This is a genomic window from Shewanella bicestrii, assembly GCF_002216875.1.
In the GTDB taxonomy this organism is placed as follows: domain Bacteria; phylum Pseudomonadota; class Gammaproteobacteria; order Enterobacterales; family Shewanellaceae; genus Shewanella; species Shewanella seohaensis.
In genome coordinates this window covers 1,030,292-1,047,130 of record NZ_CP022358.1, presented here as the reverse complement: position 1 = coordinate 1,047,130, position 16,839 = coordinate 1,030,292, and the positions used below count along the sequence as shown (strand labels likewise).

General features: G+C 49.1%; 20 protein-coding genes. 11 read left to right on the top strand and 9 right to left on the bottom strand.

Annotation, left to right across the window (positions count from 1 at the left end; translation table 11 throughout):
- Positions 1–158: 158 nt before the first annotated feature.
- From hutZ to CF168_RS04580, 3 genes are read right to left on the bottom strand one after another with little or no spacing between them, the layout of a single operon-like run.
- Positions 159–716, bottom strand: coding sequence for a heme utilization protein HutZ (hutZ, locus tag CF168_RS04590; RefSeq protein WP_089067131.1), 558 nt, complete (start codon positions 714–716; stop codon positions 159–161).
- Positions 717–746: 30 nt separating this feature from the next.
- The gene (gene hutX, locus CF168_RS04585) at positions 747–1,301 is read right to left on the bottom strand and encodes a heme utilization cystosolic carrier protein HutX (protein ID WP_089067130.1); all 555 of its coding nucleotides are present in this window, start codon (positions 1,299–1,301) and stop codon (positions 747–749) included.
- A 21-nt stretch (positions 1,302–1,322) separates the two neighbouring features.
- Complete coding sequence (locus tag CF168_RS04580) at positions 1,323–3,410, bottom strand: TonB-dependent hemoglobin/transferrin/lactoferrin family receptor (protein ID WP_089067129.1); 2,088 nt, start codon at positions 3,408–3,410, stop codon at positions 1,323–1,325.
- Between the two features lie 248 nt (positions 3,411–3,658).
- On the opposite strand from CF168_RS04580, the gene CF168_RS04575 reads away from it, so the two are divergent.
- The 7 genes from CF168_RS04575 (at position 3,659) to CF168_RS04545 (ending at position 9,107) form a co-directional block, all read left to right on the top strand.
- Positions 3,659–4,549, top strand: a complete 891-nt coding sequence (locus CF168_RS04575; RefSeq protein ID WP_240520060.1) for an energy transducer TonB — start codon at positions 3,659–3,661, stop codon at positions 4,547–4,549.
- A gap of 83 nt (positions 4,550–4,632) precedes the next feature.
- Positions 4,633–5,370: a MotA/TolQ/ExbB proton channel family protein gene (locus CF168_RS04570; RefSeq protein WP_167373554.1), complete on the top strand. Its 738-nt coding sequence runs from the start codon at positions 4,633–4,635 to the stop codon at positions 5,368–5,370.
- Complete coding sequence (locus CF168_RS04565; RefSeq protein ID WP_089067127.1) at positions 5,367–5,804, top strand: ExbD/TolR family protein; 438 nt, start codon at positions 5,367–5,369, stop codon at positions 5,802–5,804. Before CF168_RS04570 ends, CF168_RS04565 begins: the two co-directional genes overlap by 4 nt.
- A 91-nt stretch (positions 5,805–5,895) precedes the next feature.
- Positions 5,896–6,819, top strand: a complete 924-nt coding sequence (locus tag CF168_RS04560; protein WP_089067126.1) for a hemin ABC transporter substrate-binding protein — start codon at positions 5,896–5,898, stop codon at positions 6,817–6,819.
- A gap of 17 nt (positions 6,820–6,836) precedes the next feature.
- Positions 6,837–7,853 (top strand): FecCD family ABC transporter permease, encoded by a 1,017-nt coding sequence (locus CF168_RS04555; RefSeq protein ID WP_089068898.1) that lies wholly within the window; start codon positions 6,837–6,839, stop codon positions 7,851–7,853.
- Positions 7,854–7,864: 11 nt separating this feature from the next.
- A complete protein-coding gene (locus CF168_RS04550) occupies positions 7,865–8,683 on the top strand; it encodes a heme ABC transporter ATP-binding protein (protein WP_089067125.1) in 819 nt (272 codons plus the stop codon).
- Positions 8,684–8,765: 82 nt separating this feature from the next.
- Positions 8,766–9,107, top strand: a complete 342-nt coding sequence (locus CF168_RS04545) for a DUF2956 domain-containing protein (RefSeq protein ID WP_086902707.1) — start codon at positions 8,766–8,768, stop codon at positions 9,105–9,107.
- Here CF168_RS04545 and CF168_RS04540 read toward each other — a convergent pair.
- The 3 genes from CF168_RS04540 to CF168_RS04530 form a co-directional block, all read right to left on the bottom strand.
- The gene (locus tag CF168_RS04540) at positions 9,104–9,469 is read right to left on the bottom strand and encodes a hypothetical protein (protein WP_164717890.1); all 366 of its coding nucleotides are present in this window, start codon (positions 9,467–9,469) and stop codon (positions 9,104–9,106) included. The two genes, CF168_RS04545 and CF168_RS04540, sit on opposite strands and share 4 nt — an antisense overlap.
- Positions 9,470–9,551: 82 nt before the next feature.
- Positions 9,552–11,027, bottom strand: coding sequence for an NAD(P)/FAD-dependent oxidoreductase (locus tag CF168_RS04535; RefSeq protein ID WP_089067123.1), 1,476 nt, complete (start codon positions 11,025–11,027; stop codon positions 9,552–9,554).
- On the bottom strand, positions 11,024–11,359 hold the full coding sequence (locus CF168_RS04530) for a winged helix-turn-helix domain-containing protein (RefSeq protein ID WP_011621673.1): 336 nt from the start codon (positions 11,357–11,359) through the stop codon (positions 11,024–11,026). Before CF168_RS04530 ends, CF168_RS04535 begins: the two co-directional genes overlap by 4 nt.
- Before the next feature lie 198 nt (positions 11,360–11,557).
- Here CF168_RS04530 and CF168_RS04525 point away from each other — a divergent pair, with 198 nt between their 5' ends.
- Together CF168_RS04525 and CF168_RS04520 are read left to right on the top strand one after the other, a co-directional pair.
- Positions 11,558–12,109, top strand: coding sequence for a DUF924 family protein (locus CF168_RS04525; RefSeq protein WP_089067122.1), 552 nt, complete (start codon positions 11,558–11,560; stop codon positions 12,107–12,109).
- Positions 12,110–12,232: 123 nt separating this feature from the next.
- On the top strand, positions 12,233–13,090 hold the full coding sequence (locus CF168_RS04520; protein ID WP_089067121.1) for a substrate-binding periplasmic protein: 858 nt from the start codon (positions 12,233–12,235) through the stop codon (positions 13,088–13,090).
- Between the two features lie 3 nt (positions 13,091–13,093).
- On the opposite strand, the gene CF168_RS04515 is transcribed toward CF168_RS04520, so the two are convergent.
- The 3 genes from CF168_RS04515 to CF168_RS04505 form a co-directional block, all read right to left on the bottom strand.
- Positions 13,094–13,531: a universal stress protein gene (locus CF168_RS04515; protein WP_089067120.1), complete on the bottom strand. Its 438-nt coding sequence runs from the start codon at positions 13,529–13,531 to the stop codon at positions 13,094–13,096.
- Positions 13,532–13,705: 174 nt separating this feature from the next.
- The gene (locus CF168_RS04510) at positions 13,706–14,137 is read right to left on the bottom strand and encodes a universal stress protein (protein WP_011621669.1); all 432 of its coding nucleotides are present in this window, start codon (positions 14,135–14,137) and stop codon (positions 13,706–13,708) included.
- A 19-nt stretch (positions 14,138–14,156) separates the two neighbouring features.
- Entirely contained in the window at positions 14,157–14,555 is a 399-nt protein-coding gene (locus CF168_RS04505; protein ID WP_089067119.1) for an STAS/SEC14 domain-containing protein, read from the bottom strand.
- A gap of 197 nt (positions 14,556–14,752) precedes the next feature.
- Between CF168_RS04505 and CF168_RS04500 the strand changes: the two genes are divergently transcribed.
- Positions 14,753–16,177, top strand: coding sequence for a coniferyl aldehyde dehydrogenase (locus CF168_RS04500; protein WP_089067118.1), 1,425 nt, complete (start codon positions 14,753–14,755; stop codon positions 16,175–16,177).
- Positions 16,178–16,198: 21 nt separating this feature from the next.
- Positions 16,199–16,807 carry a TetR/AcrR family transcriptional regulator gene (locus tag CF168_RS04495; protein WP_089067117.1) on the top strand — a complete coding sequence of 203 codons (609 nt, stop codon included), beginning with the start codon at positions 16,199–16,201 and terminating at the stop codon, positions 16,805–16,807.
- Positions 16,808–16,839: the final 32 nt, after the last annotated feature.

Below are 16,839 nucleotides of genomic sequence, written 5' to 3'. Positions count from 1 at the left end.
TAGCAAGGCGTCGCTGCAAAGCCAGCAATAGCAAAGGCTGATGGCAAAAGTAAAAATGCCTTGAGGAATATAACAATAAACCCGCTTAGATAGCGGGTTTATGCTTTTACCTTGAGTCGGTCAAGCTTTCAAGACACTGATGTTTAAGACTCGAGTGCTTAAGCTACTTGCATATCTTCGGGCGCTTTAGGCGTGCCATGGTGACCATCTCGCTTCCAGTTAACATCTAGTAATTCACTGCCCGTCAGACTAAAAGCTTGGCCAAAACCTTTCACATACAATCCCTGATGGGGCGCTAACTTATACAGATTAAAGTCCATCAGTGCCGCGAGGTTATCGGACATGTCGCCAAAGCGTTTTGATAACAGGCTGACTCCTTTGCTAAACGAGGGCGTATCGCGCTCAACCGCTTGAGCGATTGCATCGAAAGTGAGGCGTTTACGGGCGAATACCGACTTAGCTTCGGCTTCATCCTCCACCAGCATCACAGACACTTTGGTCGACTGTTTAAGGTTGTGGCCGTGGCGGGCTAAGTCACTCACTAAGATGTAAAAACCATCGTCAGCTAAGGCAAATGGCGCGTAACTGGCATTGGGTTGCCCATCCGCATCCACTGTGGCGAGTTGCAAAGTATGGCGCTGCTGTTTAAAGGCCTCAATTTCGGGTAACAGTTTGTCCCTTAAACGTTGTTCTTGCTCGGAGATTTCAGGCTTCATATTGGATACCTTAATAAATTATGTCGGTGACTATTGAGTAGCAAAGGTGCCCGCTAGCGTTTTAAAACGGCGAACTTGCTCAGGAAAAAGCACTCTTTGCTTATCTCGTCCTAAATAAACTTTGAATACCACCTCGCCTTGAGGGCCAAAAAAGTTAATCGAATGGCTCTCGCTGCCCCTGAACGGTCTGCTGATTAAGGCGATAGCTCGCATGTTATCCAGCTTGAGATGACCATGAAGACCATCGCCTTTGCTGTAGAGGTTGTAGTAACCATGGGCAAATTTCCCTTGAGGGAAATCACCTTTAAATTCAAACACACTGCCCGAGAGCATCACTATCGTGGTCAGAGGTCCCCACTCGGGCAAGCTCTGCAGCAGTTCATCGATTTGTGTTAGAGGTAAAAACACCCGCTGCGCTTGCGGCAGTGCTGCGACCACATCAAGCTCGGCAATCCCTGATTCACTCGCCAGTTGTGCAGGCATTAAATCGGGCTGGCTGACAAAGCGCAGCCTTAACATTGACTGCGAGTCGGCATCGATTTGATGGCTCGGGTGAGCAATTTCTGTGTCGATTGTCTGTGTCATTTGCGTCTCCTAAAGCTGGGCCTAGAACATGTAACGTGCTGACAACTTCATATTGCGGCCAGGTTGATACAGGGTCTGCCATGCCTGTTGGTATTTCTCGTCACCAATGTTTTCAATGGCGAAATCGACTCTCAGGCCAGACATAGCCCCCATCGCTGGCTCCCAGGCGAGGTACACATCCCACAGGGTGTAGTCGTCATACTTAGCCACGCGATAACCTTCGGGCGTATTGGATTGGCTGGCGACATAGGTCACTCGGGTGCCGAGTTTCATATCGCCTTCCATGATGCCTTGGGAAAGATCGACGTTAAACTTATTGGCGGGCATACCTTCGATATAGTCGCCAGTCTTTCGGTCTTCACCACGAGTCTGACCGTAATTCATCGCCAGCCGTGTCTGACCAATGCGATAACGGCCGCTGAGCTCAAACCCAGTTAACTGCGCATCTTCCACGTTATTCCATGAGGTCGTTTGCTCAAATCCTGGGATCCCCATTAACGGATTGGAGACTTGCTGAACGATAAAATCGTCCACATCGTTACGGAAGATGTTTACGGTGAAAGCCAGCTCATCATCTCCAGCTAAGTCGTTGAAACGAAAATCGGCTTTCAGTTCTTTATTGCGGGCGACTTCAGACTTTAAGTTGGGATTCGTCGCAAAGGTATTACACAGACCTTGGGGTAAAAAACCGGGGATCGGCGGAATGCAATAATGGGTTCCGGTAGAAAACATTTCCTCGACCGTCGGCGCACGGAAAGCCTGATCGTAACGGGCACTTAAGGTTAGCCACGGCTGAGCCTGCCAACTCAAACCCAGCGAAGGCGATAACTCATTGTCATCCGCAGAGGCATTGAGATTGTGACTCTCGTTTTTGAAGCTGTCATAACGTAAGGCGGCGTCGAGATTAACGGTTTGCGTTAATTGAATATCGGCACGGGTAAAGGCACCCCACACTGTGGTCTCACCATCAATATCCCCTGGGCGTTGCCCCACTTGGCCTTTGTCGTCTCTAACGGTTTTAAGGGTATCGCGATAACCATCGACACCATAGGTCAACTTAGTGTTACCCAACTGCGAACTGTTGTTGAGATTAATCCCGATGGTGCGGTATTCGGTGCTATCGAATTGACCTTTGGTCACCCTGTCTTCGTCATAATCCGTGCTATTCCAATAGACTTGGGCTTTGGCGTCCAAATACGGATTATTTGCCGGCGCCAAGCTGTAATTAAGGGTGACGTTTTGATCGTCCGTTTTACGACGCACTAAAGGCACCGAACTGCTCACCGCGGCGGAAGGATTACTCGGCACCAGTTCATTAATCTTGCCAACTCTTGCCGATAACTCTAAGCGTGAATCCTCATCGGCTTGCCATCCAAACTTAGCCAAACCGTTGCTCCCCAAAGAAGCACTATTTGCTAAAGTTTCGTCATTCCCCGTATTGATATTATTGGAGTCGAAGTAAGATCCATTGATTAACCAATCAATAGTATCTTGTTGGCCATACACGGCAGTGCTGGTTTTAGTGCGATCGCCATTGGTGTCATAGCCTTGCTTTAGATAGCCACCGAAGGTTTCGTTAGGGGCCAAGAAGTCTTGAGCCGATTTAGTATTCTGCGCCACCACACCACCGATGGCACCACTTCCCCAGAGACTACTGGCAGGACCGCGAATCACCTCAATTGATTTGAGTAATTCAGGATCCATAAAGTAAGAACCACGGTGACCTGAACTGGTATTCTGTCTTGCGCCATCAATGGTTTGTAATACGCGATCGCCGCTTAAGCCACGGATCTCAACCCCTTGAGACGTCGCTCTCGGCCCATTGGTTAAAGTGATGTTAGCTTCATTTTTTAATGCTTCAGCAACCGATGATGCCTGAGCCACATTGAGCTGTTCTTCACTCACAACGGCGACACTGCGGCTCGTTTGGGAGACTTTTTCACTCAAGCGTGTCGCGCTTACTAAAACTTCGTCAAACTCAGTCTCGACTACTCCCGGCTTTTTTTCCTTTTGCTGTGCAGTTACACCTTCTTCAGCCGCTAACGTAAAACTTAGCGCCGTAGTCGTTAATGCGATCGCAACGGCGATAACTAACGGCTTCTTTTTCATGGTTACATCCTCAAATCATCAATAATATTAATCGATTAGAATTCGAATCGACCATTTGTGGTTAGTCCGTCAACCTAGGTCGAACTGCTGCATTTTCGAGCATCCATTTTCGTAATTGCTGGCACTCTAACTGAGATTGGAAAATTGATCAAATAGAAATCATTATCATTTGCGATCTCAATTGTATTTATGTATCTTAATTAGCATTGATTGATGAGAGACTGTTTTTTGAACTTGGAAGGCGTACTGTGACACCGAAACGATATCTGGTTTTTGGCGCATTAACCGTTGCAATCCAAACGGGTGTGATTGCATCGCAGCCTGCTATGCCATTACCAAGTAGCCTCAATGAATCGACTCAAATGGCCGCATTCAATGAAGCAAATAAAGCGGTTACCTTAAGCTTTGCAGCACCTCGTGCAGCAGAAAAATTAGCGGCCATATCTGCAGTAAAAAGTACGCCAGCGAATATCGCTCCCGTGGATACAACCTCCACAAATGTGCCTCATACCAGCTCGTCTAAAACCAGTAAGCCCCAAACGGCGCCAAAACCAACTGAAACGCTAACAGCAGAAATGGAAAGGCAAGCACCCGCACCAACCACAGCTAAGCCGCGAACGGTTCAATCTGATGGAAAGAACAAGCCTGCGCCAAACACATCTTCGAAAGCTGATCCGACAACGGCTATGCCGCTTATGGCCGCTAATACTCAGCATCGAAAAGAAACTGAACAGATTTCAAAACATTCTGATCGAGTGTTGTCGCAAATGGCAGAAATCAAGGCTCAAGATAATGCCGCCATTAACAACACCAATATGACGTCCACCAGTGCCAGCGAGAGCAGCAACGCCACCCCCGAGATTATTGAACTGGCGACGCCAACTTTTGCCAGTAAACCGCCGCAACCCACCTATCCACGCATGGCACGTAAAAAAGGGCTTGAAGGCACAGCGACGGTAGAAGTGATGTTTAACGAATTTGGACAACAGCTCGCCCTCACCTTAGTGAAAAGCTCAGGCGTTGGGCTGCTAGATCAAGCGGCATTAGAGGCGGTTGAGACCTGGGAATTTCAAGCTCCCACCAACAAACTGGCCAGCCATTACAAGGTGAAAGTACCTATTCGCTTCGCCTTAAATTGAACGTCCCTAGCCGCAGCATTCCAGTTATCGCTGATAGCTTGATAACCCATTATTAGATAACGAATTTGACCTAAGAGGCTCAATTGCCCATGACTGACTTTTCCACCCTACAGGCTCAACTCGGCGCCCTGACTTGGCCGCTACTTATCTGCGCCTTTCTCGCGTTAATGATTTGTCTCGAACGTAGTGCTTTGTTTTTACAGCAATCCTTTGCATCTATGTCCCCCAAAAAACAGGCTTGGGTGAAAGCGCTACGTCAATCCGATGCCAAGGCCAGCAGTGAAACCATTCAAGCGCTTATCGATAGCACCAGCCGTCAGCAGGACTTACTGACAAGAGGCGCCAATTTACTGCTAAAACAAGCTGATAAGCCGAAGCAGCTCAGAGAAGAATTACTGAGTCTGTGGCTGAACAAACAGCAAAGGGACTTACAAGCGGGTCTCAAGTTACTGCAAGTGATTGGGATTATTAGCCCATTGCTCGGTTTATTGGGGACGGTACTGGGGCTGATTGAAATGTTTGCCCAGTTAGGGCAATCACAAGGCCCAGTCACACCAGCACAGCTCAGTGCAGGGCTTGGACTGGCGATGAACACCACGGCAGCGGGCCTGATTATTGCGGTGCCGACCATTACCGCCGCCCATTTGTTTGGGATCTGGGCCCATAGTCAGTGCGTAAAAGTAAGTCATGTGCTGAATCAGCTCAATTTGTGGCTATCTGGGGTTGAACATATCGCCCTCGAGCAGAATCACTATCAGGCTTTTGCCGACGTTAATCGCGCTAAACCCGCATCTAACACTCAACTTGAGTCACAGCCATGATCAGTGCCGATAGAGCCTCATTACCTCAAGCGGGGATCTCGGCCTTAGAACCCCTGCCGAGTATCGATCTTACGGCACTGATTGACATTATTTTTATCGTCTTAGTGTTTCTGTTGCTCACCGCCAATAGCCGTTTGATGAGTTTACCCGTGGAAGTGCCGCAAAGCCCAAGCAGCGCGATCTCGGCCGTCGAACCGAAACAATCCATCGCCATCAATATTATGGCAAGCGCTCCCCACTGGGCGCTAAACGGTGAGACCTATTCCGACTTAAGCGCCTTCAGTTTGGCATTTGAAGAACAGCTAAAACACCATCCTCAGGCCAGTATCATTATCGCCGCAGATAAAGCCGCGCCGGTAGAACCTTTAATGCAGCTGTTAGCGCTCTTACAGGGCAATGCCATCAGCCAGACGCAAATTTTGATGGAGCATTAATCGCTTAGGTTAAAGCTGAACATTTTCGAAACTATTTACCTTGGCAGTACTTTTTGTCTGCCTTGCACACAGATGAAGTAGGAGTTTACCCATGTTGTTTAAAGCCAATCGTCATGCCAATCAATCAGTCAATCAGTGGCGGCTATTTTTCCAAGCGCTCACCCTCTCAACGTTCGCAGCCTTGTTCTCGACCAATGCCTTATCACAGGAGATAAAACTGGTTAGTGCGGGCGCTGGAGTGACAGAGTTGGTGCTTGCCCTCGATGCCGCCGACGAGCTGGTTGCGGTGGATTCGACCAGCTACCTTCCCGAGCACTTGGCATCGATTGCCAAATTGGGGTATCACAGAATGCTGTCGGCCGAGGGCATTATGGCGTTGTCACCAACTCTAGTTATCGGCTCTGAGGTGATGGGGCCAGAAACCACGCTCAATGTGCTCAAACAGGCCAAGATTGAGGTGGTGAAGTTACCCTCCAGTGCCGATGAGAAACAGCTGATGACCAATATTGATACCCTCGCTCAGCTACTAAAACGCACAGACCAAGCAACACAGTTAAAACAAGATTTACATCAAAAACTTGAAGGACTAAATAAACAGCAACAGCAATTGAGCCAACAGCAGACCCAGCCGAAAATCCTGTTTATGTTATTACAGGAAGGACGCGGCGCCCGCGTCGGCGGTAAAGGCACTGCGGCCGATACCATTATCGCGCTCGCGGGGGCGAAAAATATTGCCGACTTTGAAGGTTACAAGAGTCTATCCCAAGAGGGCATACTCTCACTCCAGCCCGATGTGATTTTACTCTCTAAGCGCAGCGAGCAAAGCGATCCACAAACGGATGAACAAACCGCGCAAGCACTGTTAAAGGAAATGCCATTACTCGCCCATACTCCCGCAGGCAAAAATGGCCATATCCAAACCCTTGCGCCGCAAGCCTTACTCGGCGGATTAGGCATTAGCGCTATCGGAGCGGCTGAAGACTTGGCCGCCACTTTGCTCAAGCAAGATCAATAATGTTAGAGCTGATGAGTATGTTACAACCTCGCTGGCTATGGCCCACCATGGCAATGCTGCTACTCCTCAGCAGCTTGCTTTCCGTCAGTGTTGGGCCAGTGAATATCAGCCTTATCGACTCCCTCAGCGCGGTATTTAATTGGGCCACGGAACAAAATATTGGCAATCTCGCGCCCCACGAGCAACTGGTTGTCAGCAATGTCCGCTTACCTCGCACCTTACTCGCCCTTGCCGTTGGGGCTATGTTGGCCCAATGCGGTGCGGTGATGCAGGGGTTGTTTCGTAACCCCTTGGCGGATCCAGGGATTATTGGCGTGTCATCCGGCGCGGCATTAGGTGCGGCCATCTGCATAGTGCTATTCCCCCACGCCGAATCGGTCATGATTTCTGTCAGTGCTTTTGCCTCTGGTTTAATCACTACTCTTATCGTCTATCGTCTTGCCAGCAGCGCTTTAGGCACATCGGTCGTGTTATTGCTCTTATCAGGTGTCGCCGTTGCCGCGCTCGCCGGAGCTGGGATTGGTGTGCTCACCTATTTAGCCAATGATATGGCGCTCAGGGACTTAACCCTGTGGCAAATGGGCAGTATTGCCGGCGCACAATGGCAATATGTGGGCTTGTGTTTAGTCGTGCTGGCACTGCTCAGCTGGCAATTTAATCGTGATGCTAAGGCGCTTAATGCCCTGCTACTCGGTGAAGCCGAGGCTAGGCATTTAGGGATTGATGTTGATTCACTCAAGCTGAGACTCATACTGCTCTGCGCCTTAGGGGTCGGCGTCAGTGTTGCGGCAACGGGCATTATCGGTTTTATTGGCTTAGTGGTACCCCATTTAGTGCGTATGTTGCTGGGGCCAGATCATCAACGTCTCCTCCCCATGAGCGCTCTGTTAGGTGCCGCCTTGTTGGCACTTGCCGATATTGGCGCGCGCGCCTTTTTACCCCCTGCGGAACTCCCCGTTGGCTTAGTGACAGCGCTCATTGGCGCACCATTCTTTATCTTTTTACTCCTGCAACAACGCAGCAAATTAATCTAAGCGAGAACTCCATGGCTATGAGCTTATCGGCTGCGCCCGTCGCTAAACAACATTTTGAACGTACCCAATTAAGCGTTGATAGACTCAGCTACGCTATCGGCGATAAGGCGGTGTTAAAAGACATTTGTGTGCAATTTCAACCGGGCAGTGTCACCGCACTTTTAGGGCCGAATGGCGCGGGTAAGTCCACACTGTTAAAGGCACTGTGCCAAGAGATCCCCGCCGCGCGCGGCAGCATCCGGCTTGGACACAGCCCGCTTGTTGATTGGCCAAGGGCTGAACTGGCAAAATCGCTCGCGGTGCTACCACAGCACGCGAGTTTAACCTTTCCCTTTAAGGTGAATGAAGTGGTCGCCATGGGCCTGTATCCGCTCACGCTGAGCCAACAGGCGGGACAGAATCTCGTGACCAAATGGCTCACTGAGGTGGAGATATTGCACTTGGCACAGCGTAGTTACCCCACCCTTTCGGGCGGCGAAAAACAAAGGGTGCAACTGGCGCGGGTATTAACTCAGTTGAGCCAATCTCCTTTCCCGCCGATTTTACTGCTCGATGAACCTACCTCGGCACTGGATCTGGCGCAGCAACACAAGGTATTAGCGCTGGCAAAAAATCTCGCCCACAAGCACGCCTACACAGTGATTGTGGTACTACACGATCTCAATCAGGCCGCCCGTTACAGCGATAGAGTTATCGTCCTCAAGCAGGGTGAAATCGTCAGTGAAGGCTCGGCAAAGGAAGCTTTATCGGCCGAGATAATTCGGCAGGTGTGGGATTATGAACCTGAGTTTATTCCTGCACCACAGGGCGGTTATCCATTGATTTTTTAATCCGAAATCAAACTCGCTAAGCTTTTTCACTTAAAGTTGAGGGTATAATCGGGCCAATCGATATCGCCATGACATTGAGCAGATGAAAACCACGATTTCCACAGAGACACAGCAAGACGCCTTAAGCATTGCCAAAGCCACGCAAAAACCGGGGCAAACGAAGGAACAGACTAAGCTTATCGCGCAGGGGATTGAAAAAGGCATTGCCGAATACAAAAAACGCCAAAAAGCCAAGGCCCGTGAGCGCGATAAACTAAGAAAACAACAGCTAAGAGCTAGAAACCAACAAGCCAGCGCGGCCGACGAGATGGATGACGGCGAAGATTTTTCGCTGCCGCAGACTCAATTTACTCCTGTTGCTTGGGCAGCCATCGCCTTGTTACTCCTCAGTTGGCTGGGCTTTGGGGCTTATATCTTCCTTTAACTGAGGATATTCGCGCGTAACCTATCAAGGTAGCTAGTCAGCTCCTGAGGCAAAAACGCTTGTGCAATTAGCGCCTTAGCATTGATATTGCCAGCCTTTAGCTGGACTCGCCCCGTCTCGGGTAAAAAGGCCAACTCGAGCCAGTTGGCTCTGTCGGGGTAGCCATCGAGTGTTAGACAAAGCGTATTGTCCCGCTCAATGGCAGACTGACAATCCCAGCATTGGCCGACAAGGTCGAGCAGCACTTGCCCGCTTTGCGTGTCGGTTACTCTCGGCGCATATACCCAATGGGACATGCGCATTTCATGGGGAATGGTCTCCAGCTTAAAGCGGCCCTGTAGAAAAAACTGTTCGGTTAACATAATCGGATCATCAAAGTAGTTATCGTCTGTGAATAAAAATAAATCGGTAATGGCCAGATTAACTCACTGGTTTATAAGTAGATTAACTCATTAAGCCTTCTAATCGATTCGCGATCCGCTTAGCTAAGCCTTTTTGCCAAGCCGCACTCTTTGGCTGACTGTAGAGCCTATCTTCCCACGCAAAAATCTTATTCATGCCATGGTATGCGAGCCAAGGTAAAGGCTCGCGCTCCCAGGGTGCTAATACCTGTTGGACTGGAGCATCAAACGCCCAAGGCATAGACACAAGCTGTGTATCACGCCCTAATATCAGGTCCACCAGCGTGCGGGCAAATAGATTTGCCGCCCCGACACCTTCCCCACCATAGCCGCCAATCAGACCTAAACCCAGGCTCTTATCAAAAATGGCATGGGGAGCAAAACGCCTCGCCAAGGCTAACGTTCCGCCCCAACCATGGGTAATTTGCACGCCCTTAAGTTGTGGAAATAACGCCAATAATAATTGATAACGAAAGCCAAATTCGCCCTCGAAGGCACGCTGAGGTGGGCTTTGATTTGCAGGAAATTTCCCATTAAACAGTTTAGGGTCAAAACCAAATTCGGTGCGTATTTTTGCGCCAAAGCCATAGCCGCCACGGGCACCAAATATCAGCCGATTATCAGGGCTACGCTGGCCATAAGTCACTATGCGGCTGGCATCACTAAAGGTCGCGCGATTGGCTAAGCCAATTGCATCCCATGTGGCATCCGTTAACGGCTCGGTGGCGATAAGTAGACTCTGCACGGGTAAGGTAAATCGCCCCAGTCCACTGAGCTGACGCAGATAACCTTCCACTGCGGGCACCACAATCGCCGCACGAACTCGTCCCTTTGGTGTTTGCAATAGGGTTTGTGCATCACCAAGATGCGCCATGTGATTTACTGGGGTGTGCTCGTAGATCTTCACCCCTAAGCCTTGCACCAAGTCAGCCAAACCACAGACGAGTTTCGCCGGATGTATTCGCGCGCAATGGGGAGTAAAAAGTGCCGCTTGGCCCTCGGCCATAGACACTTGCTTATCGAGATCAGTCTTATCCAGCCAACGAATATCTTCTTCACCAAAACCTTCTGCGCGCCACTGCGCTAATTCGGCTTTAATATTGACTAATTGCTCGGGATAACGCGCCGCCACCCGCAGGTTACCGCCGTGGTGTAAATCACAGTCGATATGATGCTTGGCGCAAACTGTTGCCACTTCAGAAATAGTTGCTTGAATAATGGCTTTAGCGCTAAGGCGCTGCTCGCCCTCGAGCCGATTGAGATAGGCGACATCGCCACTGAAACAGCCCATCAACCAACCGCCATTTCGACCGGATGCACCTTGGCCTATGCATTCGGCCTCAAGGATAACCACTGACAGATTTGGCTGGTATTGTTTTAGATAATAGGCCGTCCAAAGTCCGGAATACCCCGCACCGATAATGGCAACATCGGCGCTGATATCCTGCGCTAAGGGCGGTAAAACGGCTCGTTGAGTTAACTTAGCCTCAGTGTCGAACCAAAATCCGCGCTCTTTCACGCCAAGGTTTCGCTCGAGGCATTAACACCAATAATTGCCGCAATTTCATCGACATGGGTATCAACCCAGGCGCTGCTGATGGGCCCCCAAGTAACGATACGATAATAACCCGCATTGTTACGACTGCCGTCCTGCACAAACTCGACTCGAATGCCAATATCTTCAAATGCGGCGATAGAATCCTGCAGCGTGCGCCGCGGCATTCCAGTTAACTTATTGAGTGATAAAAGGTTGTGTCGTTCATCATCCATTAAATGCGCTAAATATAGCTTACGCAAAAATGCCTTATGCTGTTTCGACATCGATTGAGTGGCTGCAACTTCTAGGGGCATAGAGGAACGATCCAAAAATTAACCAAGAGACAATAAAACTACTTGATATTCAGTGAATAAGAAATAGCCTCAGCGCAAATTATTATGCAGAGTTTACAGCGCTACACCCACCAATATTGAACAATTTTGCATCATTGACTTGTGTTTATCCCCTCATCGCTGTTATTTCTAAAAGGAGTCAATCGATGGGAGCAAGCGATGAGCCACATTATTACTGCGGAGCAAGTGCTGCATTTCTGGTTTGAGGAAATCTCACCTAAATCTTGGTGGATTAAAGACCGTGAGTTTGACGCCCTTATCCAGTCCCGTTTTGAAGACTTGCTTAAACAAGCCAAGCGGGGCGAGCTTGCCGATTGGCGCGTCACCCCTCAGGGACGGTTAGCCGAAATCATAGTGCTGGATCAATTCTCCCGAAATATCTATCGCGACACGCCCGCCGCCTTTGAGGCCGATACTATCGCGCTCGTCCTTGCCCAAGAGGCCGTCGCCCAGCAGGTTGACCAAGCACTTAAGCCAAAACAGGTGCCCTTTTTATTTATGCCTTACATGCATAGCGAGTCGGCCGTCATTCATCAGGTCGCCGAAAAGTTATTTAATCGAGAGGCGGCAATCGCCAATTTAGAATTTGAGCTTAGGCACAAAGCCATCATTGACAGATTTGGCCGTTATCCTCATCGAAACAAGATATTAGGCAGAGAATCCACCACCGATGAACTCGCCTTTTTAACCCAGCCGGGGTCCTCTTTTTAAGGGCTATTTGCGCCTTTGCTAAATAAATTAAACAAGACTATAAATTAGCAAACTACACTTATTGCAGTAGGTCATGGAGCGGCCAAAACTGGTTTGTGACTCACTAAGAGGTATTGATAAGTGATGAGACAGGTTAATCTTGCTTCGGCTTATGCTAAATTTTGCCATCTTCGCTACCCGCTAATGGGGCTAATTGCCCTATTTCATCCCCTAACAAGCAAAGCTGATGAGCTAAAAATAGGGGTCAGTGTGTCAATCCCTCCCTATGTGATTCGAGAGACCAATAGCGGTTTAGAGCTTGAATTACTCTACAAAGCCCTCGCCGTTAAGGGGCACAGTGTCAGTATTCATTATTTCCCCTTGGCGCGTACTTTCCATGAACTCCGAAAAAGGAAACTCGACGGCATAATCAACATCAAAGAAGGCATGGTGGATCATGCATTCTACTCCGATATCGTCATCAGTTTTCAAAACTGTGCCATCAGCCTCGATGAACATAAGTTCGCTATCAACAGTGTTCAAGACCTCGCCAATAAAAAGGTAGTCGCCTTCCAACGGGCCTCAGTGTTGCTTGGCGAGGAATTTAGCCTGATGGCAAAAGCCAACAGCGGCTACCAAGAACAGGCAAGGCAAATACAACAGGTCTATATGTTGATGAAACACAGGGCCGATGTGGTGGTAATGGATAAGAATATTTTTAAATACTATCTCAAGCAGGCATTTATCGAGGGAAAACTGACCGAGGCGGAAATCAAGCAAGTGGCTATTTGCAATCGCATTTTCCCACCAACGGAATATAAATTTGCCTTCTTAAATGAACGCATTCGTAATGACTTTAATCTGGGATTGAAGCAGATCACCGAGGATGGGACATTCAACGCGCTACAGGAAAAATATCAACATCTAGTTTCCCTCGACAACGATGCTGAGGCCTCAAATACCCTGCTCGAACACACAGTGTTAAAGCATGATCCGCTCTAGTTTTTACTTAACCACTAATACTGGGCATTTTGCCAGTCTCACCACATCTTGGCTCACATGGGGTTTTAAAAAATCAGCCAAGCCGCTGCTACCGTGACTAGCGAGAACCACCATACCTACATCGGCGGCTTCAGCGAGGATTTCTTCGCTCGCATCGCCGTGGCGAACAATGCATTTGATATTCAGGCCAGGTTTTAATCCCTGCTGCATCTCCTGCTGTAGGCTCTGCATTTTTTGCTCGACAAATTCCGCCAGCTTTTGCTCCAATGCCGCAGGAGTCTCCACTGCTACACCGTAAAAATGGGCGCTTCGTGCGGGGCTAACGACATGTAACAAGCGGATATCCACCTGATAAAGATTCGCCATTTCAACCGCATATTTAAGAGCATGGGCGGCAGTCGCCGAAAAGTCCGTCGGGCATAACACTTCTTGAGTACGCATAATCTTATCCATCGCTGATTGTTGTTTCGCCCAATATTGGGGGCAAATCGCATTGCTGATAATCTGTATTTTATAGCAGTAAATCGGCACAAGCAGCTAGGGCGTAAAATTAATTATGCTTTAGCAATCAAAAACAAAGGGCGCCTTAGCACCCTCTTATGCCAGAATTAAACGCTATTTTACTACCAGTACGGGGCAAGCGGCGCCATTGGCAACGGCCTCGGCGACATTGGTATGTAAAAAGTGCGAGATCCCCGTCCTGCCATGGCTGGCAATCACCACCATGCCCACGTCTTTGCCATTCGCCTCTTCGAGGATCTGATCGACGGGATCGCCACGGCGAATTAAAGTCGTGATAGGTAATTCGGTTTTAAGGCCCTCGAGTAAAGCCTGCATCTTAGTTGCGGCGGCTTCTTCCATACTCTTAGCGAGCTCTTCTGGCGTGATCGCTAAGATCATATAGTTTTCGTCACCCAAGGGTTGCTCAACAACGTGTAAAATCTTTAGCCCTACATGGTATAGATTTGCCATTTCAATAGCATAACGTAGCGCATGGGCCGCAGTTTCCGAAAAATCGGTGGGCCAGAGTATTTGACCTGAACGCATAATCTGTTCTCCTTAATGGCTAGTCATCGTGAAGCTCATCTTTGAGCCAAGTAATAGCATCCAGCTTATCGACAAAAAACTTAACCTCTGCCGGAGTAAACCAGTTTGCCAGTTTTGCCATCACCTCCTGTAGCGTCGTTTTACCAACTATGGCAATCCGCTCAAAGTGGCGAACATGCTTAACCCCTAGTTTTAGATCGTCCCAAGCGGCTTGAAGTTCCCAACCATCGAGCTCAGTAACATCGACTAAGGCATAAATATCGGGATCTTTTACCCCAGCTAACGCGGCTTCGAGCACGGGCACCATCACCTCATAGTCATGATGGGTTAAGGTGCCAATCGCTTTAAAGGCAACAAAAAAATCATCGTCACCATAACGCTCAATGCCAACTGAAATACCATGCTTTAACAAAGTCATACCCACTCCTTGTCTAACAAACTACCTTTTAAGTGTAGAAGTTAAGCCCATAACAGGCCGTGATCTTGCTCATAAATGCACCAGAACACTTGCGTATGCTCACGCTGTTCGCTAGGATGAACCGACTAATCAGTCGGTTTATTTTTATACGCCACAAATAACGTCATCAGCTCAAGACTTGCATCCGAGGAATCACTATGAATATGGCAACAGACCCAGCAAAAATCTCGCCACTCACCGAGTTACTCCAACGCCAACGTGCAAGTTACTTGGCCGCACCTAATCCCGATTACGCTATCCGTAAAGAACGCTTAATCCGCCTTAAAGCCGCCTTGCTGAAATTCCAACAGCCGCTCGTCGAGGCGCTGTCACAGGACTATGGCCACAGATCGGTCGACGACAGCTTGATTTCCGACATTATGCCCGTGGTCAATAACATCAATTACAGCCTGAAAAACCTGAAGAAATGGCTCAAGCCAAGCCGCCGTCATGCGGGTATCTTACTCGCCCCCGCCCAAGTGAAAGTGCATTATCAACCGCTTGGGGTTATTGGGATAATCGTGCCGTGGAACTTTCCCGTCATGCTCTCCATCGGTCCCTTAGTCACGGCCATCGCCGCTGGCAACCATGCTATGCTCAAACTCTCGGAATTTACCCCGGCAACCAATAGCGTCATTAAGCAATTGCTTGCCGAAGTGTTTGAAGAATCCCATGTTGCCGTGGTCGAAGGGGAAGCCGATGTCGCGGCGCAGTTTTCAGCCCTGCCCTTCGATCATTTGCTGTTCACAGGCTCAACCACAGTCGGTCGCCATGTGATGCGCGCCGCCGCCAATAATCTCACGCCAGTGACTCTCGAGCTGGGCGGTAAGTCGCCAGTGATTATCGCCCCCGATATGCCACTTGAGATAGCAGTAGAACGAATGATTTATGGTAAGTGTTTGAATGCTGGACAAATCTGTGTAGCACCTGACTATGTGCTTTGTCCTAAGGCGAAAGTGGCAGAGTTTATCCAAGCCTATCAGACGAAATTCCAGGCCATGTATGGCGCCATTACCCACAACAAAGATTACGGCAGCATCATTAACGCCCGCCAGTTTGAGCGCCTGCAAACCGTGCTTGAGGATGCCAAGGCTAAAGGGGCTAAGGTGATCCCCGCCTCGAATGACGTGATTGATAGCCAGCATCGTAAACTCGCTACTCAGCTCATTACCGACACCACTGAAGATATGCTACTCATGCAAGAGGAAATCTTCGGCCCACTGCTGCCAGTGATTGGTTATGACAGCCTAGATGAGGCCATTAGCTACGTGAACCATCGCGCCCGCCCCTTAGCCCTGTATGTGATGAGCTTTGATGAAGCGAGCCAACAAAAAATCCTCAAGCAAACCCATTCCGGCGGTGTGTGCATCAACGAAACCGTGTTCCATGTGGCGGCCGATGATGCCCCCTTTGGCGGTATAGGTCCATCGGGAATGGGCCATTACCACGGCAAGGAAGGATTCCTCACCTTTAGCCACGCTAAAACCGTGCTCAGCCGTGGTCGCTTCAACACGGGTAAATTTGTCCACCCTCCCTATGGTACTTTTATCCAACGCATGTTGATGAAGCTGTTTTTACGCTAATCGGAGCGCTTAGGAGGGGTTATGCCGAGCTTATTACCAACAGATACAGACACTAAACCCATGACAGATAAACGTCAGGCCATTTTGGAAACCGCCTTACGCTTATTTGTCGACCAAGGATTTCATGGCACCTCGACCGCATCGATAGCCAAGCAGGCGGGCGTCGCCACGGGCACTCTGTTCCATCATTTTCCGACCAAGGAAGCATTGATGGAAAGCCTGTTTCTTACCATCAAGCAAGAATTTGCCGATGCCTTGTTGTTAAAGGTCGGTGAGGGGCAAGATCTTAAACATAATGCCGAAACGCTTTGGCAGAGTGCGATCGATTGGTCGATTGAAAACCCAGTCAAACAATTGTTTTTCCAGCAGTATTCTATGTCGCCGCAGATAGCAGTGCATATTCGCGAGCAGGCGATGAACAGCATCCTAGGGTTTATCGCGCAATTGATAAAACAGGGACAACTGATGGGGTTGATTGCTCACTATCCCGTTGATTTGATGCTTGAAAACTGTCACGGCCAATACTTGGCCGCCACGCGCTTTTTTATCGATAATCCAGAATTAGGCAAAGATAAGCATTACCGCGATGCCAGCTTTGCGCTGTTTTGGAAGGCGTTACAGTCCGATTAACCATAAAAAAACCGAGCCAGACATGTCGCTGG

Coding starts and splice junctions, on each gene's coding strand:
- CF168_RS04565 (WP_089067127.1), top strand. CDS start 5,367: ATGATCAGTGCCGATAGAGCCTCATTACCTCAAGCGGGGATCTCGGCC.
- CF168_RS04505 (WP_089067119.1), bottom strand. CDS start 14,555: ATGACTTTGTTAAAGCATGGTATTTCAGTTGGCATTGAGCGTTATGGT.
- CF168_RS04500 (WP_089067118.1), top strand. CDS start 14,753: ATGAATATGGCAACAGACCCAGCAAAAATCTCGCCACTCACCGAGTTA.
- CF168_RS04550 (WP_089067125.1), top strand. CDS start 7,865: ATGGCTATGAGCTTATCGGCTGCGCCCGTCGCTAAACAACATTTTGAA.
- CF168_RS04525 (WP_089067122.1), top strand. CDS start 11,558: ATGAGCCACATTATTACTGCGGAGCAAGTGCTGCATTTCTGGTTTGAG.
- CF168_RS04515 (WP_089067120.1), bottom strand. CDS start 13,531: ATGCGTACTCAAGAAGTGTTATGCCCGACGGACTTTTCGGCGACTGCC.
- CF168_RS04560 (WP_089067126.1), top strand. CDS start 5,896: ATGTTGTTTAAAGCCAATCGTCATGCCAATCAATCAGTCAATCAGTGG.
- hutX (WP_089067130.1), bottom strand. CDS start 1,301: ATGACACAGACAATCGACACAGAAATTGCTCACCCGAGCCATCAAATC.
- CF168_RS04495 (WP_089067117.1), top strand. CDS start 16,199: ATGCCGAGCTTATTACCAACAGATACAGACACTAAACCCATGACAGAT.
- CF168_RS04580 (WP_089067129.1), bottom strand. CDS start 3,410: ATGAAAAAGAAGCCGTTAGTTATCGCCGTTGCGATCGCATTAACGACT.
- CF168_RS04540 (WP_164717890.1), bottom strand. CDS start 9,469: ATGTTAACCGAACAGTTTTTTCTACAGGGCCGCTTTAAGCTGGAGACC.
- CF168_RS04530 (WP_011621673.1), bottom strand. CDS start 11,359: ATGCCCCTAGAAGTTGCAGCCACTCAATCGATGTCGAAACAGCATAAG.
- CF168_RS04510 (WP_011621669.1), bottom strand. CDS start 14,137: ATGCGTTCAGGTCAAATACTCTGGCCCACCGATTTTTCGGAAACTGCG.
- CF168_RS04545 (WP_086902707.1), top strand. CDS start 8,766: ATGAAAACCACGATTTCCACAGAGACACAGCAAGACGCCTTAAGCATT.
- CF168_RS04555 (WP_089068898.1), top strand. CDS start 6,837: ATGTTACAACCTCGCTGGCTATGGCCCACCATGGCAATGCTGCTACTC.
- CF168_RS04520 (WP_089067121.1), top strand. CDS start 12,233: ATGAGACAGGTTAATCTTGCTTCGGCTTATGCTAAATTTTGCCATCTT.
- hutZ (WP_089067131.1), bottom strand. CDS start 716: ATGAAGCCTGAAATCTCCGAGCAAGAACAACGTTTAAGGGACAAACTG.